General features: G+C 40.6%; 25 protein-coding genes and 1 tRNA gene. 18 read left to right on the forward strand and 8 right to left on the reverse strand.

Going from position 1 to position 26,684, the window contains the following annotated elements:
• Positions 1 to 2: 2 nt before the first annotated feature.
• Positions 3 to 1,475 (forward strand): DUF1501 domain-containing protein, encoded by a 1,473-nt coding sequence (locus D5018_RS08315; RefSeq protein WP_207819236.1) that lies wholly within the window; start codon positions 3 to 5, stop codon positions 1,473 to 1,475.
• 102 nt (positions 1,476 to 1,577) lie between these two features.
• Here the strand turns inward: D5018_RS08315 and D5018_RS08320 are convergent, their stop codons facing one another.
• Positions 1,578 to 2,909: an ankyrin repeat domain-containing protein gene (locus D5018_RS08320; RefSeq protein WP_121838550.1), complete on the reverse strand. Its 1,332-nt coding sequence runs from the start codon at positions 2,907 to 2,909 to the stop codon at positions 1,578 to 1,580.
• 146 nt (positions 2,910 to 3,055) lie between these two features.
• Positions 3,056 to 3,556: a zinc ribbon-containing protein gene (locus D5018_RS08325; RefSeq protein WP_121838551.1), complete on the reverse strand. Its 501-nt coding sequence runs from the start codon at positions 3,554 to 3,556 to the stop codon at positions 3,056 to 3,058.
• Positions 3,557 to 3,690: 134 nt separating this feature from the next.
• Here D5018_RS08325 and leuS point away from each other — a divergent pair, with 134 nt between their 5' ends.
• From leuS to nadD, 4 genes are read left to right on the forward strand one after another with little or no spacing between them, the layout of a single operon-like run.
• Positions 3,691 to 6,270 (forward strand): leucine--tRNA ligase, encoded by a 2,580-nt coding sequence (gene leuS, locus D5018_RS08330; protein WP_121838552.1) that lies wholly within the window; start codon positions 3,691 to 3,693, stop codon positions 6,268 to 6,270.
• Positions 6,271 to 6,293: 23 nt separating this feature from the next.
• On the forward strand, positions 6,294 to 6,785 hold the full coding sequence (locus D5018_RS08335) for an LPS-assembly lipoprotein LptE (protein ID WP_121838553.1): 492 nt from the start codon (positions 6,294 to 6,296) through the stop codon (positions 6,783 to 6,785).
• A gap of 13 nt (positions 6,786 to 6,798) precedes the next feature.
• The gene (gene holA / locus D5018_RS08340) at positions 6,799 to 7,830 is read left to right on the forward strand and encodes a DNA polymerase III subunit delta (protein WP_121838554.1); all 1,032 of its coding nucleotides are present in this window, start codon (positions 6,799 to 6,801) and stop codon (positions 7,828 to 7,830) included.
• Positions 7,827 to 8,468: a nicotinate-nucleotide adenylyltransferase gene (nadD, locus tag D5018_RS08345; RefSeq protein WP_121838555.1), complete on the forward strand. Its 642-nt coding sequence runs from the start codon at positions 7,827 to 7,829 to the stop codon at positions 8,466 to 8,468. The genes holA and nadD overlap by 4 nt, the downstream gene beginning before the upstream one ends.
• Here nadD and D5018_RS08350 read toward each other — a convergent pair.
• Together D5018_RS08350 and D5018_RS08355 are read right to left on the reverse strand one after the other, a co-directional pair.
• Positions 8,438 to 9,412: a hypothetical protein gene (locus D5018_RS08350; RefSeq protein WP_133309257.1), complete on the reverse strand. Its 975-nt coding sequence runs from the start codon at positions 9,410 to 9,412 to the stop codon at positions 8,438 to 8,440. The two genes, nadD and D5018_RS08350, sit on opposite strands and share 31 nt — an antisense overlap.
• 85 nt (positions 9,413 to 9,497) lie before the next feature.
• Positions 9,498 to 10,406: an alpha/beta fold hydrolase gene (locus D5018_RS08355; protein WP_121838599.1), complete on the reverse strand. Its 909-nt coding sequence runs from the start codon at positions 10,404 to 10,406 to the stop codon at positions 9,498 to 9,500.
• A 443-nt stretch (positions 10,407 to 10,849) separates the two neighbouring features.
• Between D5018_RS08355 and D5018_RS08360 the strand changes: the two genes are divergently transcribed.
• The 5 genes from D5018_RS08360 (at position 10,850) to D5018_RS08380 (ending at position 17,475) form a co-directional block, all read left to right on the forward strand.
• Entirely contained in the window at positions 10,850 to 12,394 is a 1,545-nt protein-coding gene (locus D5018_RS08360) for a hypothetical protein (RefSeq protein ID WP_121838557.1), read from the forward strand.
• Between the two features lie 26 nt (positions 12,395 to 12,420).
• A complete protein-coding gene (locus tag D5018_RS08365; protein ID WP_121838558.1) occupies positions 12,421 to 13,041 on the forward strand; it encodes a protein-tyrosine phosphatase family protein in 621 nt (206 codons plus the stop codon).
• A gap of 134 nt (positions 13,042 to 13,175) precedes the next feature.
• The gene (locus D5018_RS08370; RefSeq protein ID WP_121838559.1) at positions 13,176 to 14,606 is read left to right on the forward strand and encodes a YfcC family protein; all 1,431 of its coding nucleotides are present in this window, start codon (positions 13,176 to 13,178) and stop codon (positions 14,604 to 14,606) included.
• Between the two features lie 146 nt (positions 14,607 to 14,752).
• Positions 14,753 to 15,454 (forward strand): purine-nucleoside phosphorylase, encoded by a 702-nt coding sequence (gene deoD / locus D5018_RS08375; RefSeq protein ID WP_121838560.1) that lies wholly within the window; start codon positions 14,753 to 14,755, stop codon positions 15,452 to 15,454.
• A gap of 803 nt (positions 15,455 to 16,257) precedes the next feature.
• Positions 16,258 to 17,475 carry an ankyrin repeat domain-containing protein gene (locus tag D5018_RS08380; RefSeq protein WP_121838561.1) on the forward strand — a complete coding sequence of 406 codons (1,218 nt, stop codon included), beginning with the start codon at positions 16,258 to 16,260 and terminating at the stop codon, positions 17,473 to 17,475.
• 102 nt (positions 17,476 to 17,577) lie between these two features.
• Here the strand turns inward: D5018_RS08380 and D5018_RS08385 are convergent, their stop codons facing one another.
• Positions 17,578 to 18,099, reverse strand: a complete 522-nt coding sequence (locus D5018_RS08385; protein WP_121838562.1) for a lipocalin family protein — start codon at positions 18,097 to 18,099, stop codon at positions 17,578 to 17,580.
• 168 nt (positions 18,100 to 18,267) lie between these two features.
• On the opposite strand from D5018_RS08385, the gene rsfS reads away from it, so the two are divergent.
• From rsfS to D5018_RS08420, 7 genes are all read left to right on the forward strand, one after another.
• Positions 18,268 to 18,597 carry a ribosome silencing factor gene (gene rsfS, locus D5018_RS08390; protein WP_121838563.1) on the forward strand — a complete coding sequence of 110 codons (330 nt, stop codon included), beginning with the start codon at positions 18,268 to 18,270 and terminating at the stop codon, positions 18,595 to 18,597.
• A 14-nt stretch (positions 18,598 to 18,611) separates the two neighbouring features.
• Positions 18,612 to 19,082 (forward strand): 23S rRNA (pseudouridine(1915)-N(3))-methyltransferase RlmH, encoded by a 471-nt coding sequence (rlmH, locus tag D5018_RS08395; RefSeq protein ID WP_121838564.1) that lies wholly within the window; start codon positions 18,612 to 18,614, stop codon positions 19,080 to 19,082.
• 34 nt (positions 19,083 to 19,116) lie between these two features.
• Positions 19,117 to 20,973: a penicillin-binding protein 2 gene (gene mrdA / locus D5018_RS08400; RefSeq protein ID WP_121838565.1), complete on the forward strand. Its 1,857-nt coding sequence runs from the start codon at positions 19,117 to 19,119 to the stop codon at positions 20,971 to 20,973.
• Positions 20,973 to 22,079 carry a rod shape-determining protein RodA gene (rodA, locus tag D5018_RS08405; RefSeq protein ID WP_121838566.1) on the forward strand — a complete coding sequence of 369 codons (1,107 nt, stop codon included), beginning with the start codon at positions 20,973 to 20,975 and terminating at the stop codon, positions 22,077 to 22,079. The genes mrdA and rodA overlap by 1 nt, the downstream gene beginning before the upstream one ends.
• An 18-nt stretch (positions 22,080 to 22,097) precedes the next feature.
• Positions 22,098 to 23,093, forward strand: coding sequence for a lytic murein transglycosylase B (gene mltB, locus D5018_RS08410; RefSeq protein WP_121838567.1), 996 nt, complete (start codon positions 22,098 to 22,100; stop codon positions 23,091 to 23,093).
• Positions 23,080 to 23,859, forward strand: a complete 780-nt coding sequence (locus tag D5018_RS08415) for a septal ring lytic transglycosylase RlpA family protein (RefSeq protein WP_121838568.1) — start codon at positions 23,080 to 23,082, stop codon at positions 23,857 to 23,859. Before mltB ends, D5018_RS08415 begins: the two co-directional genes overlap by 14 nt.
• Positions 23,860 to 23,990: 131 nt before the next feature.
• Positions 23,991 to 25,154 (forward strand): serine hydrolase, encoded by a 1,164-nt coding sequence (locus D5018_RS08420; RefSeq protein ID WP_121838569.1) that lies wholly within the window; start codon positions 23,991 to 23,993, stop codon positions 25,152 to 25,154.
• 44 nt (positions 25,155 to 25,198) lie between these two features.
• Here the strand turns inward: D5018_RS08420 and D5018_RS22245 are convergent, their stop codons facing one another.
• The 3 genes from D5018_RS22245 to D5018_RS08430 all read right to left on the reverse strand — a co-directional run bounded on the left by D5018_RS22245 (position 25,199) and on the right by D5018_RS08430 (position 26,240).
• Positions 25,199 to 25,327 (reverse strand): hypothetical protein, encoded by a 129-nt coding sequence (locus D5018_RS22245; protein ID WP_279386881.1) that lies wholly within the window; start codon positions 25,325 to 25,327, stop codon positions 25,199 to 25,201.
• A gap of 107 nt (positions 25,328 to 25,434) precedes the next feature.
• A complete protein-coding gene (locus D5018_RS08425; protein ID WP_121838570.1) occupies positions 25,435 to 25,857 on the reverse strand; it encodes a hypothetical protein in 423 nt (140 codons plus the stop codon).
• A 23-nt stretch (positions 25,858 to 25,880) separates the two neighbouring features.
• Positions 25,881 to 26,240: a glutathione S-transferase N-terminal domain-containing protein gene (locus D5018_RS08430; protein ID WP_121838571.1), complete on the reverse strand. Its 360-nt coding sequence runs from the start codon at positions 26,238 to 26,240 to the stop codon at positions 25,881 to 25,883.
• 190 nt (positions 26,241 to 26,430) lie between these two features.
• On the opposite strand from D5018_RS08430, the gene D5018_RS08435 reads away from it, so the two are divergent.
• Positions 26,431 to 26,507: transfer RNA gene (locus D5018_RS08435), tRNA-Trp, on the forward strand.
• Positions 26,508 to 26,684 lie beyond the last annotated feature (177 nt).

Below are 26,684 nucleotides of genomic sequence, written 5' to 3' on the forward strand. Positions count from 1 at the left end.
TCATGTCAAACAAAAATTATACTAGACGTCAGTTTTTACACACCTCCACAGTATTTATGGTGGGAACTACGGCTATGCTGTCTGGTTGCGGTGGCGGTAGTGACAACGCTGGAACTCCGGTAACACCACCTGTTACACCTCCGGTCAATCCACCTGTTACCCCTCCTGTAGCAGGGCCACTAAAAGTGGCTAAACAGGCCAAAAGCTTAGTATTCATTATGCTTGATGGCGGTAATGACAGCTTTAACATGCTAGTGCCTCGCACCACTGCTGATTACAAGGAATATGAAGATACTCGTGGTGGTTTAGCTATCGCTAAAAACGAGTTACTTAACCTTAATGATGTTAGCTTTCAGCAAGGCAAACAATTTGGTTTACACCCAGCCTTAGAGAAAACTCAAAAACTGTTTAATGATAAAAAACTATCATTTATCGCTAACGTCGGCCCTATGGTTGATAAAGTGACTAAAGCCGAATATAGAGCTAATTCAAAGCCACTTCCGCTCGGTTTAATGTCACATTCAGATCAATTTAAACACTGGCAAACATCTCGCCCAAGTGAACGCTTAAATTCGGGTTGGTTTGGCACAATTGCAGATGTGGTTCAGCCTGACAAAGCCAATGATGCTATCTCAATGAACATCTCATTAGCTGGCAGTAACATAATGCAAAATGGCGTGGAAAGCCGTGAATATGCCATTACCAAATCGGGGAGTGTAGGCTTAACCGTTAAGGACAATTCAAACCCAGCGCTTAAAGAGCTTAACGATGTTCTATTGAAAGGCTTTAACGATATGCTTGAGTCAACTTCTGGTTCAAGTTTCGATAAAACCTACGTCAATGGGGTGAAATACTCTCAAGTTCAATTTGAGAAATTTGAAGATGCCACTAAAGCCATCACTGTTGACTGGAAAGGCGGTGATTCAGAGCTCGCCCAACAGCTTGAAATGGTTGCAAAAACCATCAAAGCTAGAGCAGCTTTGGGGATGGCAGGGCAACAACAGACGTTCTTTGTACGCTATATCGGCTGGGATCACCACAGTGAATTACTCAAAACCCACAATAGGATGTTGGGTATCGTGGATGACGCGCTTTCAGGCTTCCAGCAAGCATTAGAAGATCTAGGAGTTGCAGAAGAAGTGGTTACCTTTACCGGCTCGGATTTTGGTCGCTCATTAACCTCAAATGGTAACGGTACTGACCACGGCTGGGGCGGTAACACCTTAGTCATGGGTAATGCTGTTAAAGGTGGTGAGGTATATGGTAAATATCCTGCACTTAGCTTAGGCGACGCCAATCCTTTAGATGTTGGCGGTGGAGTTATGATCCCAACCACTTCAACCGATGAAGTTTATGCCGAGTTAGCTATGTGGTTTGGGGCAGAAAAAGCCACACTACCTAAGCTATTCCCTAATTTAGGTAACTTTTATGATGTAGCATCTGATAAGAGCCCGTTAGGTTTTATTAAAGCATAATTTTTTCTTAAATGGCTCGATAGCTCTAATGTTTCGAGCCATTATAGATTTAAAGTATGATGCCTTCTGATACAAGTTGAATAAGGGCGCATTAATAGTTCATCATACCTCTGTCGATTTTGATTTAATTGTGGCACCCGCAGCAGGTGGAACACTTAATTTTGAATCGATAAAATGCTTCGTCTCTGCGCTAAAATTTTTCCAGACTTTTTTACGATCTTTAAACACCTTAAAAGCTTCAAAATCTCCTTTAAGCAATAAGCCTATTAAGTCGAAAAACTTTTGTTTGACTAAGCAATAAACAAAGCAGTCTTGAAGCTTGTCCACATTTTGCTCAACTTTACTATCGATTAATTTGTAATATTCTTTAACCTCTCTTAAACCTTTAAACTGAGCAATTAGAGCTTTATTTTCTTTTATATTCTTTGCTGAAAATCGATTATCTTTAAATAATCGAAAAGCGATGCCCCAATACTGCTCTTCCGCCGCTTTGGCGATAAGACTGTCACTAGAAAAACTCGCATCCGCTCTCAATCGGCTTCCTTCCATCATATGCCCAACGACTTGAAACGGCGTATACCCATTACTGTTTTTACACTCTAGCCGTGCCCCTCTCTCGATAAGCACCACTGCACTGTTGAAACAACCATACGAGATAGCAAAATGCAATGCAGTATTGCCCCATTTATTCTGCTCATTAATACCGGCTTTCCCATCGAGTAGCGCAGTAGTTAATTCAGAAGAATTCCGTTTTGCCGCCAGCATTAAAAGACGATTTCCGGACACTTGGCATCGAATATCCAAGCGAGCGCCAGCCTCAATCAGTATTTTTGCAACACATTCTGGGTGCCGATAGTCGTCATTAAGAAGTCTAAATAGTGGTGTGAGTTGTTGCTTTGAACAGTGGTCAGGGACATAACCTCTTTCCAAAAATGCCCTTAACTGTTCAGGTGAATTTAAAAATACACACAGTTCGATGTATGTGTTCTTCGTTGGCTCAGCTAATTTTGTGCCAGTTTCATCAGCATGTTCAAATATGGCCTCAATCATAGTTCGAGATGCCTTTTGATGGCAGGCAAGCTCAAGCGGTAAAACGGTATCGCAGGGAGTATTTATCCCTTGTCTACGAATTATGGCAATTGCACGATCGACATCATCTTGAGTAAATGCCAATTTTAATGCCGCATTATTATCTGTAGAAAGTTGATAATCTTTTATCGTTGAAGTGCCCGATGTCTTTTTTTCAGGGGCAGAAGCAGCCATAGATAAGCTATGTTCAAGACTATCAGTTTGAGTGAGTTTATATTCACGCTCGTTTATTTTAGTTTGCTGGCTTGGAGAGCTCTTACCCTCTTTTCTTCCTAAAGTACGATAATAATCTGGGGCTCCATAACTACTACGGATACTCACCTCTCCAGAACCAACCCCAGCCATAAGCACCTCGACTCGCTACTAATATAACCTCGAAGTACTTTCGATTTTTATTATTTTGAGTGATTCAAGCCCTCTGACAACCTACGCTTTTGAGCTGAGAAGGTAAAGGCTAGATTAATTTAAAGTCATCAGCATAAAATCACAATTTAAGGATTTAACGGTAACCTTATAAACTGTTCACCATCACACTCAGGACAACTTGAAATCACTGAAGGAAAATCAATTTCAACACCATGACCACAGTCTTCACAAATCATTCTACCTTGGCTGACTATTTCCCCTGCTTTGTATGCACCTGCCATTTCAAGCTCTTTAGATAACTCATGCCACTCCACTTGACTACGGTCTGTGATTTCACCTAACCAATGAAATAAGCTGTTTTCCAGCATCAGGAATGTTGGGCTAGCGCTAACTTCTTGTTCATGCTGGTGCTTGACGAATTCAGAGATCTCACGGTGCAGAAACGCTTTAACCAAGTCCAGCTCAGCATCATCAATATCTTCTTTTAAAGATAAAAACGTCGCCCCTTGCTCCACCGACTGTATTAGATCATTGGCTGTTAACGAAGGATCATTTTCATACTTATGCTTAACTTGCTGAATAAGCTGCTGGTATAAATCTAACAAGGCTTGCTTTTTTTCTTTCATCGTCTTCACTCCTTAATTTAGAGGAATTCATCAAAATATTGTTCAAGCAGACTCATATATAGTTTATCCTATGCTCATTTCCTAACACTAACCTAGTGTTAGATCAAATTAATCAGCATTGCCGGAAAAAATTGATGCAAGAGCAATATACTCCCTCGGAAATCGAATCGAAAGTTCAGCAACACTGGGCTGAGCAAAAAACCTTTGAAGTCACTGAAGATCCAAGCAAAGAAAAATTCTATTGCCTGTCTATGTTCCCATACCCATCAGGCCGTCTGCACATGGGTCATGTTCGTAACTACACCATTGGTGATGTGATCGCTCGTTACCAGAAGCTTCAAGGTAAAAATGTACTTCAACCAATTGGTTGGGACTCTTTCGGTCTACCTGCTGAAAACGCCGCCATCAATAATAAAACGGCACCAGCACCATGGACATACGAAAACATTGATTACATGAAAAACCAGCTAAAAATGCTGGGATTTGGTTATGACTGGAGCCGTGAACTTGCGACCTGTACTCCAGAATACTACCGCTGGGAACAATGGTTCTTTACCAAGCTTTACGAGAAAGGTTTGGTATACAAAAAGACTGCACAAGTGAATTGGTGCCCGAACGATCAAACCGTTCTAGCCAATGAGCAAGTACAAGATGGTTGTTGTTGGCGCTGTGATACCCCAGTAGAACAAAAAGACATTCCACAGTGGTTCATTAAAATTACTGCTTATGCCGAAGAGCTACTGAATGATTTAGACAATCTACCTGATTGGCCGGAGCAAGTTAAAGCCATGCAGCGCAACTGGATTGGCCGCAGTGAAGGCTTAGAAATCACTTTTAATGTGAGCGACAGCGAAGAGTCATTTGATATCTACACCACTCGCCCAGATACCCTAATGGGCGTGACTTATGTTGCGATTGCAGCCGGTCACCCATTAGCTGAACAAGCGGCAGCAAATAACCCAGAACTAGCAGCCTTTATCGAAGAGTGCAAAAATGCTTCAAGCTCTGAAGCGGACATCGCCACTATCGAAAAGAAAGGGGTATTTACAGGTCTTTACGCTACTCACCCCATTTCAGGCAAACAAGTTCCAATTTGGGCTGCGAACTTTGTATTAATGAATTACGGTACTGGCGCAGTAATGTCAGTTCCAGCACACGACCAACGTGATTACGAATTTGCTAACGCTTATGGTCTGGAAATTGAAGCTGTAATTAAACCTGCCGATGCAGAACTAGACATCAGTGAAGCGGCATTCACTGAAAAAGGTGTGCTATTCAACTCTGGTGAATTTGATGGTCTAGAGTTCGAGAAAGCCTTTGATGCGATTGCCACTAAGCTAGAAGCTGAAGGTAAAGGCACTCGTAAAGTTAACTATCGTCTGCGTGACTGGGGTGTATCTCGTCAACGTTATTGGGGTGCACCTATCCCAATGGCGACCTTGGAAGATGGCACGGTAATGCCAATTCCAGAAGAGCAGCTTCCAGTTGTTCTTCCTGAAGACGTGGTCATGGATGGCGTTCAAAGCCCAATCAAAGCCGACAAAGAGTGGGCGAAAATCCAAATCAATGGTCAAAACGCGTTGCGTGAAACAGATACCTTCGACACCTTTATGGAGTCAAGCTGGTACTACGCACGCTACTGTAGCCCACAAGCCGATCAAATGTTAGATCCAGCTAAAGCGAACTACTGGTTGCCTGTCGATCAGTACATTGGTGGTATCGAACACGCTTGTATGCACTTGTTGTATTTCCGTTTCTTCCACAAATTATTGCGTGATGCAGGCTTGGTTGACTCCAATGAGCCTGCTAAACAGCTACTAACTCAAGGTATGGTGTTGGCAGAAGCCTTCTACTACACCAATGAGAAAGGCGGTCGCGTTTGGGTTTCGCCACTCGATGTAGCTGAAATCGAACATGATGAAAAAGGCCGTATCACCAAAGCGGTAGACAAAGACGGCAACGAGCTGGTATACACTGGCATGAGCAAGATGTCTAAGTCGAAAAACAACGGTATCGACCCTCAAGTTATGGTTGAAAAGTACGGTGCTGATACGGTTCGTCTATTTATGATGTTTGCTGCACCACCAGAGTTAACCCTAGAGTGGCAAGAGTCTGGTGTTGAAGGCGCACACCGTTTCTTACGTCGTTTATGGAAATTAGCCGCTGATCATATTGCTGCAGGTGACACGCCAGCCCTGAATAAAGACAGTTTAAATAGCGATCAAAAGGCTTTACGTCGTGAGCTTCACAAGACGATTCAAAAAGCCACTGACGATATTGGTCGTCGTCAGATGTTCAACACTGCCATTGCTTCAGTAATGGAATTGATGAACCATCTACAAAAAGCGAAAAAAGACGGTGAGCAAGACCGTGCTATTATCGGTGAAGCACTATCAGCTATCGTACGTTTACTTTACCCAATCACTCCACACATGAGTTTCGAACTGTGGAATCAACTAGGTAACGAAGGTGCGATTGAAGATAGCCATTGGCCTGAAGTTGACGAGTCAGCTTTGGTTGAAGACAGTAAGCTGATTATTGTACAAGTAAACGGTAAGCTGCGTGCTAAAATTACCGTTGCAGCTAATGCCAGCAAAGAATACGTAGAAGCCGCAGGTTTAGCCGATGACAACGTAACTAAATTCACTGACGGCAAAACCATCCGTAAAGTGATTTATGTTCCGGGCAAACTGCTTAATATTGTTGCCAACTAATACAACAAGGAAAGCGAACACTCATGCTAATTAAACGCATAGGTTTCGCCATGATGGCAGTGAGCATTATGCTCACTGCCGGATGTGGCCTCAAATTACAGGGCAGTTACTCTATACCGCAAGAGCTGCAAACCATGAGCCTAACCAGTCAGGATAAATACAGTAAACTGACTCGATTAGTTCATGAACGTATGCAACTCAACAACATTTCAATTGTTGACCTGAACCAATCAAAGCCAAGATTGAATTTGATTTCTGATTCATTAGAGCGCTCAACCCTTTCCTTTTATCCAAGTGGTAACGTCGCAGAATATGAGTTGATGTACCATGTTAACTTTACGATTCAGTTACCAAATCAAGAAGCAAAGCCTTTTCAAGTCGAGATCCGTAGAGACTACCTTGATGATCCGCGAACAGCCTTGGCAAAGAGTCGAGAAATGAATCTTCTTGTTAACGAAATGCGCATTCAAGCAGCCGACAGAATCGTGCAAACTATCGCTGCTTTTAAGCAATAAATAAGGAGAAAAAATGAAGCTGTTTCCCGATCAGCTGTATAAAAACCTTTCTCCTTTTAAGTCCGTTTACCTACTATTTGGTGATGACCCTTGGCTGATTGAAAATTGCAAAAGTCAGATCCTTTCCGAAGCCAAAAAAAAAGGTTTTGAAGAACGCATACAGCTTCACCAAGAAAACCAATTCAACTGGAATGACTTAGTCAATGAATGGCAAGCGATGAGCTTATTTTCCAGTCGTCGTATTATTGAGTTATCTCTACCTACATCTAAGCCCGGTACTGAAGGAGCGAATGTTTTAAAGGAGTTAATGGCACAGCCTAATCCAGATACCTTACTTATCATTCATGGCCCTAAAGTCACCGCCGAGCAAACCAATAGCAAATGGTTTAAATCACTTGATACACAAGGCTTATATTTGCCGTGCAATACGCCAGAGGGACCACAGTTTCAGCGTTGGTTAGATGGACGAATCAATTACTTCGGTTTAAGTTTACAAGCCGCTGCTCGTGCTATGTTAGTCACCTTATACGAAGGTAATTTATTAGCCGCTGATCAAGCACTACAGCTGTTACAACTGTTATCCAGTAAAGACCAAATATCAGCAGAGCAATTGAGCCTATATTTTGAAGACCAATCTCGCTTTAGTGTATTCCAACTTGTTGATGCATTGCTTATCAACAAAAAGAAGAAAGCCATGCATATGCTGGCACAATTAAAAGCTGAAGATACGGCGATGCCAATTATTCTGTGGGCTTTATTTAAAGAGCTTTCTACCTTACAACAACTTAAACAAGCGCAAAAAAATCGAGAGAACTTAACTGCACTTTGGAAAAAACTGCGTATTTGGGACAAGCGTAAACCCATGTATCAAGATGCCCTTAATCGCTTGAGTCTTTCTAACATTGAGCATATGCAAGCCATGGCTTCTGAGATCGAACTCAACCTAAAACAACATGGTATCGAAGACTGGACAGCCACCAGCCACTTGTGTTTGCTGTTTGATCCTGTTGCCCATAATTCACTTGCTCATATAAAATTATCATGAGAATAGGCATCCTTGGTGGCACATTTGATCCTATTCATTACGGCCATATTTGCCCAGCTTTAGAAGTGAAAGAAAAATTAGGCTTAGATAAAATCTGGCTAATGCCTAACCACATTCCACCTCATAAACAAAGCACTCATGCAAGCACTGAAGATCGCATAAAAATGGTGGAGTTAGTCTGTGAAGAATATTCTGAATTTGAACTGTGTGATATTGAGTTAAAACGAGATACACCGAGCTATTCTGTACAAACTTTAGCGGAATTAAAGCAAGCGCACCCAAGCCATCACTTTGTATTCCTTATGGGCACTGACTCGCTATTGTCGCTGCATACTTGGCATCAATATGAGCAGCTTTTCGAGCTTTGTGATATTGCTGTTACTCAGCGACCTGATTACACTTATTCGGCTCAAATCAAGGGTAAGATTGCTCGTCGTTTTATCAAAAATCATTATAAATTGGACAATACCTTAGGAAATATTTTCTTAATTCCAGTAAAACCTAAGCCAATTTCTTCCACTTTCATAAGAAATCAATTGCAACAAAATGAAGATTGCAGCCAATTATTTCCCTTAAAAGTACGAAACTATATCGACTCGAAGTCTCTTTACCTATCCAATACCCGCTCAGACAAATAAGTCACTACTCTCGGGGCAATGGGCCTCAGTGTAGGGATTAAGTATTTTGTCCCATTGGGATCCCTTACAGGGACTTCTCGAATGATCATGCCAGTAATACCTGAGCTATGAAATAATCCAAACATCGACTCGTGATGTTCGATTCTGTTCCATCGTTGCTCCTGCAATCGATACGTTGCCGTATCCCAAAACACATTGTAAGGACCACGTTGCATTTTAGCCTGTTGGCCGAAAGGTAAATAAGCCTGTCCACCCAATACCGAAGTTTTAACTGCACTGTTAAATTCTTTTGTCCATTCGGGTTCATGCTTCCCTTGAGGTAAGTACTCTAAAGTTGCAAGCTGATGACACTTATCTGTGAATAATTTAGATTTATTTGTTAAATCTGTAACGGCTGCATTAGCTGCGGTTCTTTGTTCCTGAGGTAGGGATAGAAAATCTGCTGGAGATGTTGGAAAGCGCTGTCTCACTTTAGCTGCAGAAATGGTATCTGAAAAATACCCGTTCAACTCTCGATAACCGAATGGTTCTGTTAAAAATGAAGTATGATCATCGCTTCCCCTTAGTCCAGGAATTTTATAGGCAAGCTGGAAACTGGAGTTGTCACCTTCTTCACTATTAGGTAAGCGCATGGTATGAAGTTTGACAGTAACAGGCTCTTTGGCACCTTGAGTCATTCTACTCAACAGATATAACGCCTTTGCTTGCTCCATGACTTTTTCAGGGGCATCCTTTTTTAAGTACTCTTTATTAGTGAGCACATACAATGCCTTATAGACTTGAGCACGTTTAGAACCAGTAACCCAATCCATTTTGCGCACAACCCATGAATCAATATTTTCAATTTCATCGGCACTTTGTGCATCAGCAATTTTATCCAAGGTGCTTTGCTCAATCACTCTACTGGGCGTGACAGAAATACCACCAATAATTAACGACATCATTGATTTCCTAAAACGGCTTACTTATTATAAAGTTAAGCTCACTTACGGAAATATTTCCATCAGGTAAAGCCCTGATATTTAGTAGTTAGATTTTTAAACCTTTATACCATTGCTTTAACTCAATAAAATGATCGTACTCAGCATCCGCATGAGTAAGCATGTTGGCATGATCATAATCTTGCCTATTACCATTGTGCTTACTTAAAATTAAAAACTGCCCTTGCTTAAATTGCAGTTCATCAAAAGTAAACTTTACATCCTTGGGATTCCCTAAGACTGCATCATTTTTCGCTGCAAAGAACCATGCTGGCGGTAAATTAGCATTAGATAGTTTGGCGCCATAATCAAACCCATCTTCAGGGTCCACCCAATCACCATCGAGCCAAGGAAAGGTTTGTGTCAAACTAAGAAAGCTTTCGTTATCCATTCCTATTCCTAAACCTGCAGCAGGAAAATAGCCTTTAAGTTTCATTAAAGGGATAGACAAACGCTTCCACACCAAATCAAGCATCACTGTTCGGTGTACGTTCTTAACACTTACACGGCGTTTAGTACCAAAGGTGACAAACGAAGCCACCTGAGATTGCAGTTCAGAATAACGCAGCATAGTGGCGGCCATTAGTACACCGCCCCATGAATGAGCAAGCCAATGCACTTTATCGGCCAAAGGATTCGCTTCTAAGATAAATGCTTGAATACTGGGTATCACTTCTCGAATGACTTCGGTTTGGCTAGGGTTTACCCCACGCGCAATTTTAGGGGTGCTCAGGCCTCGCCCCGGCATATCCAACACATAAACTTTATATCCCTCTTTAGCGAGGGAGCAAGCGAGCCCTTTGCCCGATTTTGTATAAAACACTCTGCCATTGGAAATAGAGCCATGAAGCATAAAAAATGGGGTCAAGTGCGGTTTACCACCTACAGGTGCGATTTTTCGAAGATGAAGATGCCCTTCTTTGTATGGGTAAAATATCGATTCTTGCTGGATTTCAATCACTCTTTTGCGTCCAAGAAGTGGTTTAATTGATAATTAGCTTTATGCCTACCAATTACTATGAATGCAAGAGTTTTCCAATACTAAAAACAGAGCTTGGAATCCATTATCCTAAGCAAAAGAAGTATCTGTGAACAACACTGATTTAACCTTAATATTAACGATGAGTTGCCTTTCTTTTTTGATGATTATTCACTATTCAAGACTGGCAGTTCAATAATTGGACTTTACCAAACTGTATCCAACAGTATTCACAATGGAATGCAGATTGATAATTAAATACAGATAAAACGGATTAACGTTTGTAAGCCTTACATTAGAGGCAAGACTGAATGTTGAAAGCAATACGTCTTCATTAACAATTGTTTACCTTTATTTTTTTACCTTGTTTTTTTGGTAACTTGTTGAAACGTATTTAGCTGATTTTGATTAACGAGGTATGTATGTCTGCTCAAGCTGCATCCTTTCAAAGCTCCCCATCAAGTTCCTTTTTCCCTTTTTCCATTTTCCCTACGCTAGAAAACCGTTATGAAGAAAGAGGGTTTTGGCTTAATGGTTGTAGCTACGCCCAAGAAGAAAAACATAACTTACACCGCCAAATTCTTGTGGCCTTTAATAAAAAAATGGCCGAAAGCGACCTAGAAAGTCTCACTTCTGCAGCTAAAGATAAACATACTCATGACATGACAGATTCTTTTAATTTATCAACACTTGGGCATGGAGTAGCAGCCTTTCTCTTTATCGCGACCGCACCTTATACAGTAAGAGAGTCATTAAGAATTAAAGAAGAACCTTCAAAAAATGAAGTTAAATGGTCTGTTGGTTTAGGCGTAGCAGCCGGCATACTCACCGTTGCAATGGAGGCTGGTTATGACCGTATATACACCCCTGAACAAAGAGCTAGAAAAGCACACAATGATGCGCTAAGAGAACTAGAGCCTCATTTACATTTAAGAGTGAAATTTACTAATGAAGTCGAAGACCTTGAACGAGAATTAACGGGTTTACTATTTCGCCAAAAACTCCCTGAGATAGATGTTTGGAATCAACAAGACCGCGAAACCAGCCTTAAATATTATAAAGAACAGTGCGATCAAAATCGTAATTTCAGAGACTTTATTATCGCTTACAATGCACTGTGCGAAACAGATATCATGTTTAAAGAAAGTAATCATCAACTTGGTATATTAGAAAGTCAGCTTTCATCAAAAAAACAGAACAAAACTAAAGTATCAAATGATTTGAAAATGTTACAAACAGCCAAAAAAGAAGCAGAAAAACAATCTTTCCTCAATACGACTAAACAGACAAACCCAATACCCGATTCAAACGCCAGATTAGCAAATAGGTTACAGATCACGAATGCAGGACAAACAGAACGGCAACTAGAAAGAGATCTGACAAAGCTCAACGATGCAATAGAGGAATTAGAACGACAAATAGCAAGTCAAACAATAGAACTAAGCCGTCTAGAAAATCTTCGAGAACAAAAGCTAAAAATTACCCAGCAGGCAAAAAAAGAAATATGCGATACCCAAAATGATGATTACTGTAAGCAACTTGAACCCTACCTGATACTCGCTGATATCTCGGATACTTTTAAACGATATAAGAATACTGGATATCAATCTCATCTAAAATCAGTGTTAGAAACAGGAGTGGATGATTGGTTGTTAAATACCAGACCTGAAATCCCCGTAATAAAACCAAAAGTTGATGACGATAATGTTGAATCTTACATTAATCGCTTGTCTGTATTAGGTGAAAAGACAATTGCTTCTTCTACTACATCATCAGCTCCAGTCAGTCCCTTAGCTTCAGCATTTACTACACCGCAGTTCACTGAAGAAGCAAACGCAAAAATGGAACCAAAAACTCAATCAACTGAACAGCAAGACGATCAATTGAACTCAGCTGAGGAGCTTCCCATAGAGACAGAATCTGACATAGAGACAGAATCTGACAGTGAAGTTAAAGATAATACATAGTCAATCAAATCTCGGCTGAAATTAACATGATTGAACCTAAAGAAATGACAACGCCGGTAGGAGAGTCGGCGTCTTGTGAGAGACCGTTCGCCTCCCAAGATGAGTTTCAGGGATTTAGAGTAAATCAAAGCTATGAACATTCGATATTATCTTTTCTACCCGGACATAAATCGACAGCCATACCTTACAAAGTAGACTTTAATAGCCTTCAAAAACTCTGTATTCAAAATCTTAAGCAAATTTCTGATATTGAAATCTCATCAGGTTCCATCACTGCCGAGCAACTAGCAACAATCAAGCAAGCAGGAATTTGCAGTATCATTTGCTTACTTCCTGATAAGGAAATCGATAAAAATGAACAAGCTGAGGCTTTAAAGTTGGGATTGAATTTCCGTCGTTTACCAATCCGCGGAGTAGAAGATATTACTTTTGACAATGCAGATAAATTTGAACAGATCCTCCAAGAAGTAAAAGGGCACCCTTTTTTGGTTCACTGTAAGTCGGCGAATCGTAACGCCAGCCTTATCACACTAGTGGCCTACAAATACAACGATAACGATGCCGAGCAAGCGCTAGTATTGGGTAAATTTTGGGGACCGATACGCCCACCTTTTGAAGCTAAACTCAGACAGCTGATGTCACACTAACAATAGAATACTTACCAGACAAAGACCTTAAAGAAAGACTTACTTTCCTCATAGTTAATTTAACACTCCAATTTGCCCTACTAAATTTCTTTCGGTACATTGGTATTAACTTTTTGCTAATAACAATAATTCCAATGAAAGAAGGATTTAAAGTACCTCATACGCTAGTGCTACTGCTTTCTATGATGCTGATTGCCTACATAGCCACTTGGATAGTTCCACAAGGTTTCTTTGAAACAACAACCTTAGACAATGGACGCCAGGCTGTCATTCCCGGCACATATACATTAGCCGACACCTCTACCCATTTGACTCCAATGGACTTTCTTGTTGCTATACCAAGAGCCTTCGCTGCCGCTCAAGATGTGATTTTCTTTGTTTTGATTATCGGTGGCGTACTGGCAATTGCTCGAGCAACGGGGACGATTGATGCATTAATTGGAAGGTTATTAGAAAAGTTTGACCACAAGCCGAATCTGCTCATTTTTATGGTGGTATTTTGTTTTGCAATGGCCTCTGGGGCCATCGGAACAGCAGGAGAATACATCCCCTTTGTTTTAATCCTTGTTGGATTGTGTAAAGCCATGCGCTTAGACGCAATGACGGCAGTGGGAATGACCATTGCAGGTTATGGCATAGGCTATGGCGTATCTGCTTTTAATCCTTTTACAGTAATGGTGGCACAAAACGTCGCTGATATTCCTGTATATTCAGGTATAGAACTACGTTTAGCTATCTTCCTTCCATTCGTGTTGATTGGCTTTCATCATGTTTGGAGCTATGCGAAGAAAGTCTATGCCGATCCCTCTCAATCATTAACTAATCATTTACCTTGTCCACTCGCAAACCATGATGAACAGGGTTATCCAGCACTCAATGGTCGCCACAAATTAATTTTATTGGGCCTCATTGCGACCATCTGTACCGCGGTGTGGGGGATTTCTCAAAAGGGTTGGTATTTATATGAACTAGGTGCGGTGTTTATCTTCTGGGGTATTTTTACGACCATAATCGGTCAGCTAAACGCTGACCGAGCAGCAAACGAATTTATTGAAGGTGTGAGAGATTTAGCCAGCACGGCTCTTTTAGTGGGAGTCGCACGCGGTATTGCGCTTATTATGGAAGACGGACAAATTTTGCATACTCTTGTACATGCAATGTCTTCACCTCTTTCTCATTTAAGCGCCGAACTTGCAGCTGTTGGCATGTTCATCATGCAGACAGTGTTAAACCTATTTATTCCATCTGGAAGTGGTCAAGCTTATGTCACTATGCCATTGATGGCGCCAGTAGGAGATATCATTGGTGTTAACCGTCAAGTGGCAGTACTCGCTTATCAATTTGGAGATGGATTTTCTAATATGATCATCCCGACCAATGCAGTGTTAATGGGTATTATCGGTATGGCTGGCGTCCCTTACCACCTTTGGTTTAGATTCTGCCTACCTCTTATCGGTAAACTGACCGCAGCCGCTGCTCTTGTTTTAGTTTTGGCCGTTACCTTTGATTATGGAGCTGATGTCCAACCTAAGGTTGACCAAGCTAACCTCAACGCCACACAATAGCATCATTTAGGGTTACTCACATTTAGAGTACCCCTTTCCTTTTATGTAATACTTTCTAAAAAATTGGTATATCTATTGTCTACCTTTCAATGGTACTTTTTCATTTTGAGGACAATTGTCCCTATATTTGTTGAGGAAAAGTGATAATGACTCCACACATAAACGCAAAACAGGGTGATTTTGCTGACATCGTATTTATGCCGGGTGACCCACTTCGTGCTAAATACATTGCAGACAATTATTTAACCGATGCCAAATTGATAACTGATGTCCGAAATATGTTTGGGTATACGGGTTATTTCGAGGGTAAGCAGGTGTCGGTAATGGGGCACGGTATGGGCGTACCTTCCGTTTCAATATACGTTCACGAGCTTATTACTCATTACAATGTTAAAACCATTATTAGAGTAGGCAGCGCAGGCGGCATTGCCGAAGACGCAAAAGTTCGTGACATCATTGTAGCTACGGGAGCTGGTACGGCATCAGCGACTAATCGAGCCAAATTTGCAGGTTACGATTGCCCAGCAACGCCTGACTTTGCATTAGCAATTCGTTGCCATGAAAAAGCCAATGAACTTGGACTAGATGTGAAATTTGGAAATGTCTTTACCAATGACTTATTTTACGGTTGCGATAAAAACCTAATCCCTGCCCTACAAAAAATGAACATTCTGGCGGTAGAAATGGAAACAGCTGCATTGTATACCTTAGCTATGGAACACAAGATCAAAGCATTGAGTATTTTGACTATCTCTGATCACGTGATCACTGGAGAAGAAACCTCAAGTGAAGAACGGCAAAATGGCTTTAACGACATGATGAAGTTGGCATTAGCAACGGGTTGTTAATCATTGTTAAAACATCAAAAATAGATGACTCCCTATCTTTTATTCTTTAATAAAGGGCTGGTTTCTGAATGACAGTGCATTGCACTCCAATATACTGAGTCTTCGTAGTTTCCCATTGCAAGTGTTTCTTTAAATTGCTTGCTTTCAGATACTGCGTCCTTAATAGACTTATTTAACGCGGCTGTGACACCATCAACAAGACTGGAAGTATCTCCAACCCCTCTATCTTGAGTATGAAACTGATAATAATGACGGCAACAACCTGATTTACTTTAGCGTTAAGTCATATTCAATACTACTTTGGTGGCTAGTTATAGTCATGTAACTAACCTTCAGTTGCTGAGTATTCGCTAACGACTCAGCATTTTTCTCCCACCATTGTCTATTCAAACTCGGCAGTCATATTCCTTCTTTTTCAACATAAAGATAGCTAACAAGATTAGGTACTTGAGCAGTTGGTTCAGCCATATACAAACTAATCAATAAGCAATTATCGGGTACTTCCAATGGTGGGCTTCAACTCGCAACAAAACAAGTTAAGCTTTGTTCATTTTGAATTTGCTCAGTCACTCATAGCATCGAAGAAAGCTATCGCCTTGCTTATCTCTTTTAAGTTTTGGGTTAAAAATAACCCCATATTTGTTGGTTTACAAATCCATTGCATCTTTATAAAAAGATGCCAACACGGAATAGGGTTATCTTGTTGTTCATAAATTATTATTAACTTTTTTTAATGCTTTTTAATTATTTTTTGTTTGTACAGCCACATATTATATTTTTGACTTAAAAAAGAGATATAAATCATGGCTACTTCTGCTCCACAATCTAAAAATTATCCAGAAGTTCAAATTCAATGCCAAACTAATGGTGACTTTGAATTTAATACCAGCTTAATCACTCGTTTTGCGGCCTTAGAAGGCAAGCAGTTCATCGTTACTTTCGCCAAAGCTCCCCCACAAAGAGAATATGTCTCATTACAAAGAGGTGAAGATAAATTACTCAGTTTTCACTTGCCTAGCAATGCATTTTCTACCTATCAGGACACAGGCTCAGATACAACGTCATTAACTGGTAGCAAACCTTTTAGACAGTATTTCCTTAGAGTAGAAGTTAAATTAAATAAGAGTAACCTTAAACTGGCCAAATCCTGTGAGTCAGGACTCGATGAAAAAGTAAAAGGCAAACTCGCTAAAGGAGTCGATGTAAATAAGCTAACGGCAGAAGGCAAAACGTTACTTTTTATCGCTGTTCAATCAGATCACTCGCCAATAGTAAAACGCTTAATTGAAGCAGGTGCCAACCCCTCAAAACCAAACACTGATGGAATGACTCCATTAACGGCGGCTGTCAGTAGTAAAAATTCAGCCATGTTTCAGCAGCTCGTTGATGCTTCTGCTGATGTTCAGTGTAAAAATAAAGATGGACAATCTTTACTTCATTTAGCTGTGAAAACTCACGATCCTGATATAGTTCAAAAGGTATTAAAGGCTGGTTTAAACATAAATGCTCAAGATAAAATCGGTCGGACAGCGTTACATTTAGCTTGCCAGAATGGAGATCTCGATATCGTATGTGACTTACATAGGAAAAATGCAGACATAACAAAACTGAATAACACTGGATTTAGTTGCATCCATTTTGCCGCAGCAGGTGGGGCTATCAGTTGTATTCAGTATTTATTGCAATATGATCAAGATATTTTTGCCAAAGATAGTACTGGCTGGACTTGCTTACATGTTGCCGCCCAGCAAGCGCAGGCACCAATTATCCACTATTTACTTTCGAAAGGTGTGCTAATCAATGTTCAGAGTGCTAATGGCGAGACTCCTTTGCATATTGCAGCGTCAATGGGGCAATTTGATTTTGTGAAGGAACTACTCGAACTGGGTGCCGACCCACTAATTCTCAACAAAAAAGGCAAAACAGCATCAGATTACGCACAAGAAAATGGGCATACTGATTGTTTGTTGCTTTTAGAAAAACTAACACCTACAGATATATACGCGACTGTTCCAACCTAATGACTGCGTAGCAAGATAGCGGGCATTGAATTGATCTTGTTAGAAACAAGATCAAGCGATTAAGGCATAATCATCGTTTGATTACACCTTCCTTAAACATTTTTACTCTTGATTAACTTGAATGATATTGTTCACCTTAAATCCTTTTGCTTTGGCTGTAGCATAGAAATCATCAAGTACAGCTTTTGATACGGTTGGCGTTCGTGAAAGCAGCCATAAATAGTCCTTGTTATAGCTGGTCACATACGCATAGTTATAATTCGGATCAAGTTTAAAAATCACATAAGATGCGCTAAAAGGTTTAAAAAAAGATACCTTTAGATAGCCAATATCTTCTGTTCTGGCAAACGTTGCAGAACCTTCAATGTTACTCATTTCTCCACTTTTGTTATTAATGCCTTGATTGATGACTTTGATACTGCCGTCATCGTTCAATGAATAATTAGCGGTAACATGATCCAAGTTTTTCTCAAAATCATTCTTCATCCTTGCAATCTCGTACCATTGTCCGCTGTAACTTCCAATATCAAAACTTTCTACTGGCTTTATGCCTTTAGGGATACCCAAGCAAGCACTTAGAAACAAAGGGAGTACCACTGTAGCGAAAATATGTTTAATACGCATATGAACCTCAATATTTGAATTTGTCTCTCTTTAATACGGATGAAACTCAACGTTTAGATAGAAAAAAACTTTATTTCATATTCCTACCTAGCTCAAATCCCTCGATATATTTCCCCCTTGTTTCTTGCTATACTGCGCCGCTACTCCGTTTTCATTGAGGTATAAGGCGTGCAGAGCGCAGAGTTAAAAGCATTTATTGTTGATAAGATTGAAGATCTTAAAGCCAGAGATATCGTCGAGCTAGACGTTAAAGAAAAATCCACCATCACTGAATATATGGTGATTTGCTCTGGTACATCCAAAACCCACGTTAAATCGATCGCAGAGCATGTTGCGCTAGAAAGCAAAAACGCTGGCATTCCACCGCTTGGCGTTGAAGGACGTGATGGTAGCGAATGGGTACTGGTTGATATGGGCAATGTAATTTTGCATGTCATGCAAGATCACACTCGTGACTTCTATCAGCTTGAAAAACTATGGTCAGATAATCACGCTTAAACCATCCAAAGAGTATGAAATTACAACTAATTGCTGTTGGCACTAAGATGCCATCTTGGGTAACACAAGGTTTTCAAGAATACCAACGCCGTTTTCCGAGAGACATGCCGCTAGAGTTAGTCGAAATTCCTGCCGGTAAGCGTGGTAAAAATGCGGATATTGCTCGCATTCTTCATAAAGAAGGTGAGCTAATGCTAGCTGCGATACCTAAAGGTAATCATATCGTTACTCTAGATTTACCTGGAAAAAATTTTACCACACCGGATCTTGCAACCACGTTAAATAAATGGCAACTTGATGGTCGCGATGTCAGTTTATTAATTGGCGGCCCAGAAGGATTAGCTCCAGCCTGTAAACAAGCAGCGCAGCAAAGCTGGTGCTTATCGGCGTTAACCATGCCACACCCGCTAGTACGAATTGTGGTAGCAGAAAGCTTATATCGAGCTTGGAGCATTAATAACAACCACCCTTATCATCGCGAATAAAAAAATACTTTATTTTTATTTGCCGGAGAAACCTGTGTCGCCGAAAAAGCGAATGACCATACATGATCACGCCGCTGAGGCTTCACTGTTTAAGCGTCGCGCCTTATTTACATTTTTGTGCGTGATGGCCATGATCAGCATTTTGCTGTACAACCTTTACTACCTTCAAGTAGAGAGCTTTAAAGATTATTCTACTCGCTCCAATGATAATCGTATTCGAGTCGTTCCAGTATCCCCAAACCGAGGGCTTATTTATGATCGTAACGGCGTACTACTGGCTGAAAACCGCCCGTTTTATTCTTTAAAGGTTCTCCCCGAAAAAGCCAAAAACCTTGCCGATACTTTAAAGCAATTACAGCAGGTCATAGAGTTATCAAATGACGAGATTGACAATTTCAATGAGGCTTTGAAATATCAACGCCGATTTAAGCCACTTACTTTAAAATCTCGTTTAACCGAAGAGCAGGTAGCTGTATTTAGTGTCAATCAATATAAATACCCAGGTGTCTATGTTGAAGCCGGACTAAAGCGCTACTATCCCTTTGATGGATTACTTACGCATGTCTTAGGTTACGTGGGAAAAATTAACCAAAAAGACCGAGCTAGACTAGAAGCCAGTGACGACTGGAAGAATTACGCGGCCACCAAAGATATCGGTAAACAAGGCATTGAGCGATATTACGAAAGCTTACTTCACGGCACACCAGGTCACTTAGAAGAAGAAGTCAACAACCGTGGTCGCACGATTCGTACCTTAAAAAGCACGCCACCAGTTTCAGGACAAGATATCTACTTAACCATTGATATTAATCTACAAAAGAAAGCCATGGAAATGCTAGCGGGTCGTCGTGGTTCAGTTGTTGCCATTGATCCCCGTGATGGTGGTATTTTAGCATTGGTATCCAGTCCAAGTTACGATCCCAATCAGTTTGTACATGGTATTTCAGGAAAAGCTTATCGTTCATTATTAAATGACGATTCTCGTCCATTGATTAATCGTGCCACTCAAGGCCAATATGCCCCTGCTTCTACCATCAAACCACTCATGGCGCTAGCTGGGCTTGAAGATAATACCATCGACGAAAAAACCCGTATTTGGGACCCAGGTTTTTGGCAAATTCCCAATGTTGAGCACAAATACCGAGATTGGAAACGTTGGGGACACGGCTGGGTAGACATCCATCACGCTATTATTGATTCATGCGATACTTTCTTTTATGAAATGGCATATAAACTTGGTATTGATCGAATTTCAGAGTTTATGATGCCGTTTGGATTTGGTGATAACTCAGGTATTGATATTTTCGAAGAATCACCCGGCAATATGCCTACTCGTGACTGGAAACAACTGAAGTATGAGCAGCCATGGTATATTGGTGATACGATTTCTATTGGTATTGGTCAAGGATACTGGACAGCAACGCCACTGCAGCTGGCAAATGCTACAGCCATTCTCGCCAACCATGGACGCCGATACGTTCCACACTTATTACGTGCTATGCAAAGTCAACAAACCAATGTACCAGCCCCCGTGGATGAACGCCCCCCTATTGTGCTTAAGGATGAGAATAACTGGGATATTGTAAATGATTCTATGTATCGAACAGCCAATAAGATCCGATTTAAAGACTCACCCTACAAAGCAGCAATGAAAACTGGTACCGCACAGGTAGTCAGCGTGGCTCAAGATGCAAAATATGATGCAAAAGCCATTAAAGAACGACATAGAGATAACGCTCTTATAGTGGCATACGCTCCTTATGAAAATCCCACAATTGTGGTCTCGGTGGTATTAGAAAATGCCGGTTGGGGCGGCGAAAATGCAGGACCTGTAGCAAAAGCCATGTTAGATGAATATCTGTTACGGCCAAAAACATCGGGTAAAGAATAATGAATTCACAACACTATCGCCCAAATATTTGGCGCCGTATGCACATAGATTTACCGCTATTAATCGGTCTTTTAGCCCTAATGGTATATGGCGCGTTTGCGATTTATTCAGCCAGTGGTACTAATTTCGCCATGGTTGAACGACAAGCGGTTCGTATGGCATTAGCGTTAGGAGCTATGCTTTTTATGGCGCAAATTAACCCCGAAGTGCTTAGGCGGTGGGCGTTACCTATTTATCTCACTGGTGTTGTTTTACTGATTGGTGTTCATTTTTTTGGTGAAGTAAATAAAGGCGCTCAACGTTGGTTGAATATCGGCTTTATGGAGTTCCAACCATCGGAACTTATGAAACTGGCCTTCCCTATTACTATGGCTTGGTACATTAGTAAGTTCCCGTTACCCCCAAAGAAACGCTATCTTTCAGGTGCTGCGGTGCTGTTATTAGTACCCACACTACTGATTGCCAAGCAACCGGATCTAGGAACATCTATTCTAGTAGCTTCATCCGGTGTTTTCGTGTTGTTTTTATCGGGTATGAGCTGGAGAATTGTGCTTAGTCTCATAGGCTCGGCTCTCGCCTTTCTTCCTGTACTTTGGTTTTACCTAATGCACGATTATCAGCGCACTCGGGTATTGACATTACTTGATCCTGAAAAAGATCCCCTTGGAGCTGGCTATCACATTATTCAATCTCAAATTGCTATTGGCTCCGGTGGGCTATGGGGTAAAGGCTGGCTACAAGGCACTCAATCTCAGTTGGAATTTTTACCTGAGCGCCATACCGATTTTATCTTTGCCGTGATTGGGGAGGAATTCGGCCTCATTGGTAGTCTGATTTTATTAGCTATCTATCTTTATGTAATTGGACGAGGTCTCGTTATCGCTTCACGCGCTCAAACCAGCTTTGCTCGTTTATTAGCAGGCAGTATCACTTTGACCTTTTTTGTTTATATCTTCGTTAACATTGGAATGGTTTCTGGTATTTTACCTGTAGTAGGAGTTCCTCTACCATTGATCAGCTATGGGGGAACTTCTATGATTAGCCTAATGATTGGTTTTGGTATTTTAATGAGCGTAAGCACTCATAGACGCTTTATTAACCGTTAATATAAAGGACTCTTTTTTATGCGCTTCATTCGCTCTATCTTCCCCATATTAGCGTTAGCGACATCGGGTTGCGCAAGCTCCTCTGTGCCACCGGCTCCAGAATTAAAGCTAAAAGATGACTTTATTCAGCAGCAAGCAGATAAAGGCATGGACAGAGCAGAAGTTCAGCAGTTACTTAAACAAGCGAAATTTAATCAAGAAGTCATTGATGCCATCACTCGTCCTTGGGAAGCAAAGCCTTGGTACAAGTATTACCCACTATTTTTAACCGAAAAGCGTCTCAATGCCGGATTGAAGTTTTGGAAACAACACGAAACGACTATTACTAAAGCCTCTAAACAGTTCCAAGTTGACCCAGAAGTTATTGTCGCGATTATTGGTATTGAAACCTTTTATGGAAATTACTTAGGTCGTTATTCAGTTTTAGATTCCTTATACACTCTAGGTTTTTATTACCCACCCAGAGGTAAATTTTTCCGAAGCGAGCTGGGCAATCTTATGCAGCTTGTGAAAGAGGAAAATCTCGATATTAATCAGCTAAAAGGTTCTTACGCTGGTGCTATGGGCTTTGGACAGTTCATCCCATCCAGCTATCGTCATTATGCTGTGGATTTTGATAAAAGTGGTAATCGTGATCTTACCGGCAGCCCTGTTGATGCAATTGGTAGTGTTGCTAACTACTTACATAAACACCGCTGGCAACTAGGTCAACCCGTTGCTTTACAATTAACTTCTGCCAATAACGTGGCACCTAAAGCCAAAGCTTGGAAAGGCGAGCGCTTAAAGTTAAAAGTTAGTGATATTCTGTCAGCTCAAGTGTTTTTAAAACACAATTTAGATATTGACGTTTCTCAACCAGCCATGTTGATTGCGCTAGACCAACCAAAAGCAAAGGAATACTGGTTAGGATTAAACAACTTTTACGTGATCACTCGTTATAATCGCAGCCCACTGTATGCTATGGCGGTGTATCAATTTAGTCAGCAACTCAAACAAGCCCATGAAAAAAAGTAATCTGTTTACTGGCCTTGTGCTTATGTTAATCATTAGTGGTTGTAGTAACAGCCGCTACCACTTGTCGGATGACAAAGCCCCCGTAAACCCTCCCGATTTATCGCAAATTGAAAATGCTCATCCACGATATGAACCACATTCAAGGCAAGGGAATAACGCTTATGAGGTATTTAACAAAAAATACCAAGTATTACCCTCTGCTAAGGATTACGTAGCCATAGGAAAAGCCTCTTATTACGGGAAAAAGTTTCATGGCTATCACACCTCTAATGGTGAGATTTATGATATGTATTCTATGTCTGCAGCCCACAAATCTCTGCCCCTACCTAGCTATGTTAAGGTGACCAATCTAGACAATGATAAATCAGTCATTGTTCGAGTGAATGATCGAGGTCCTTTTCATAAAGGTAGAATCATCGATGTATCCTATGCAGCCGCCTACAAATTGGGGATGCTTAAGCAAGGCGTGGCTAATGTTAAATTGGAAGCCATCCATTTGGTTCCCCCTTCCATAAATAGCCCCAAAACGGTATCCACGACACCTGAAAAATTATTTATTCAGCTTGTTGCCTCCAAGAATAGAGTGCGACTGGCATCATTAGCAAAACAACTACAAGCGAAATACCAATTCTCTACTCGCCTGCAAGCGGTCAAAGGCTTATATCGCTTACAAGTTGGCCCAGTCTCTGAAGCTGTTTTAGCTGAAAAGCTACTAGAAAAGCTAAAAGCTGACGGTTATCCAAAAAGCTTCATTATTTCTGAATAATTGATTTAATTTTTGTTAATTATATTTGTTATTTCGCTGAACCTTATGATTTTTTAACGGTCATAATTAACTGGATTAATGCTATAATCCTTCCAACTCTGTAATTAATTAACTAGATACGTGCCTTATTGATGATGAATTTTTCTAAATTTTCTTGTAAAGCTCTGCTGCTCTCCTTTGTTTCTTTTTCTTCTATAGCAGCCCCAGTTGTCATCCCCGATGCTCCAAAAGTTGCCGCCAAAGCTTATGTTTTGATGGATTACCATACAGGTAAAGTCATTGCAGAAGAAAACGCATACGAATCACTCAATCCAGCCAGTTTAACCAAAATGATGACAAGCTATGTGATTGGTCATGAAATGAAAGTAGGCAATATCAAAGAAACAGACGAAGTCACCATTTCAAAAAAAGCCTGGTCTAAAAATTTTCCTGATTCATCAAAAATGTTTATTGAGGTTGGAAAAAAAGTCTCAGTAGCGGATTTAAACCGCGGCATCATCATTCAATCAGGCAATGACGCTTGTGTTGCTATGGCAGAGCATATTGCAGGAACTGAAGACGGGTTCGTTGATTTAATGAATTCATGGGCAAAACAGCTTGGGATGCAAGACAGCCATTTTGAGAATTCACATGGTTTAGATTCAAACCTACACAAAACCACCGCTTATGATATGGCATTACTTGGTGCCGCTTTGATACGAGACGTGCCAAACGAGTATGCTATCTACAAAGAGAAATCATTCAAATTTAACGGCATCAAACAATATAACCGCAATAGCTTATTATGGGATAAAAGCATGAACGTGGACGGCATTAAAACCGGCCATACATCGGGCGCAGGTTTTAACCTTGTTGCTTCAGCAACCAAAGGTAATATGCGCCTGATTTCAGTGGTTATGGGTGCAAAAAGCAATACGGCTCGTAAAGCTGAAAGTAAAAAGCTATTAAATTATGGCTTCCGCTTCTTTAAAACACTTACCCCTTACAAAGCTGGTGATACTTTCGTCACTCAAAAAATCTGGTACGGCGATCGTCCTAATGTTGATTTAGGCGTAAATACAGATACACCATTCACAATAAATCGTGCCGATGCTAAAAATGTTGAAGCTAAGTTTGAATTAACCAAACCAATCGAAGCTCCAATTGCCAAAGGCGAAAACGTAGGCCGTTTATACTTCCAAGTAAATGGTAAAGAAGTTGCGCAATTCCCATTGGTTACGCTAAACGAAGTAAAAGAAGGCAGCATGTTTAGTAAAGTTATGGACTACTTTAAGAAGATGGTATCTGATAAATAAATATATCATCTATAAAAAAGGCGCCGAAGGCGCCTTTTTTATGTTTAAGAACAAGAACCACAACAAAATGTAGGTGCTTCTTTTTCTTCAGACTGTGTTGTTTCAAGATCAGTTGTTTGCTCTAGTTCAGTAGTCTCATTATTTTGAACTTCAGGGCTTTCTTTCTGGGTCATGGTGATTACCTCTTTCATTTAATAAGGTGAGGTTATCAATCCTGAGTATTTCACTCGAGTATTCTCTATTTGATGTTTGATCTGAATTAATAAAACATCAATTAAAGTTACTCAACACCATCTTTACACTCACCACGGATCATCACTTCGTTATCTAACACAGTACGATCGAGTTCAATATAACCACCTTTACAGTAACGACTTTGCCCAAGGGTACGCGTTAACCCGTACTCTACAGCGGCTTCCCACTGCGCAATTCGCTTTTCTCTAGCGCGCAGCTCACGAAGTAACTCCGAGCGAGATTTCATCTTCACATTTAATCGCTGTCGGTTAGATAACGAACCACTTCTTTCTAACGGAGAAGTTCGCCACACTTTATAAGTAAAAAGCTTTATTCCACCCATTTTCGTTTCAGTGGTAAAGCTATCTCTTACTTGGCCAGCATAATCAGCATTGGTTACTGTTGGCTTGCTACTACAAGCAGATAGACTAGCAGCGAGTAAAATTGGCATTAGTCTTAACCCTGTCATAGTAGTTCCTTTCATGCTTTATTTTATTTAGATGATAAATCTTCGAGGTAAGTGATGATATCCGATGATTCATACATCCAGGTTACTTTGCCATCTTCTTCAATACGTAAACAAGGCACCATTGAGCGACCACCAAGATTAACTAGGTCTTGCTGATGCTGTTCTTGTTTGGCATCCACCAGCTCAACATTCAAACCTAAGCGACGAATAGCACGACGAACTTTTACACAAAATGGACACGCATGATATTGATAAAGCTTAAGGTTTTTCGTTAGCTCGTCTAACTTAGATTGAGTCTCTGAGCTATGATTTGGTTTTGCTGGTGCAAAAATGAAATTGAACAATAAAATCAAACGACCAAGTATCCAGCGGATTATAAACATGGGTTACCTCTAAATTAACTTTTGCGAGCAGTGTACCTAATTGACCGTTGTTCTGTATAGAAATGCACAAAAGTTAATGCTAAAAATAACCACACTCCTACACTTGATTGAAAAAACTGCAATTAAGTTAGCTAAAGTAAAAAAGTCCTTTACCTTTATAGAGGCTTTGAGCATAATGCACCTCGTCCACAGGGGTGTAGTTCCAACTGGTAGAACAGCGGTCTCCAAAACCGACGGTTGCGGGTTCGAGTCCTGCCACCCCTGCCAAATTCTAGAAAGCCTTGCAGCAATGCGAGGCTTTTGTCTTTCTGACTTCAAGTTGTTTTTAAATCTAGTTCAACCTTTTCAAGCGCTAAGCAATGAGAGTAATTTTTGAACAAATATCATAATCTATGTATATTGATCCTTAGAGTGCGTTGACTACATGAATTAAAGGATTAAGAA

It is taken from the genome of Parashewanella curva, assembly GCF_003675895.1.
Classification (GTDB): Bacteria; Pseudomonadota; Gammaproteobacteria; order Enterobacterales; family Shewanellaceae; genus Parashewanella; species Parashewanella curva.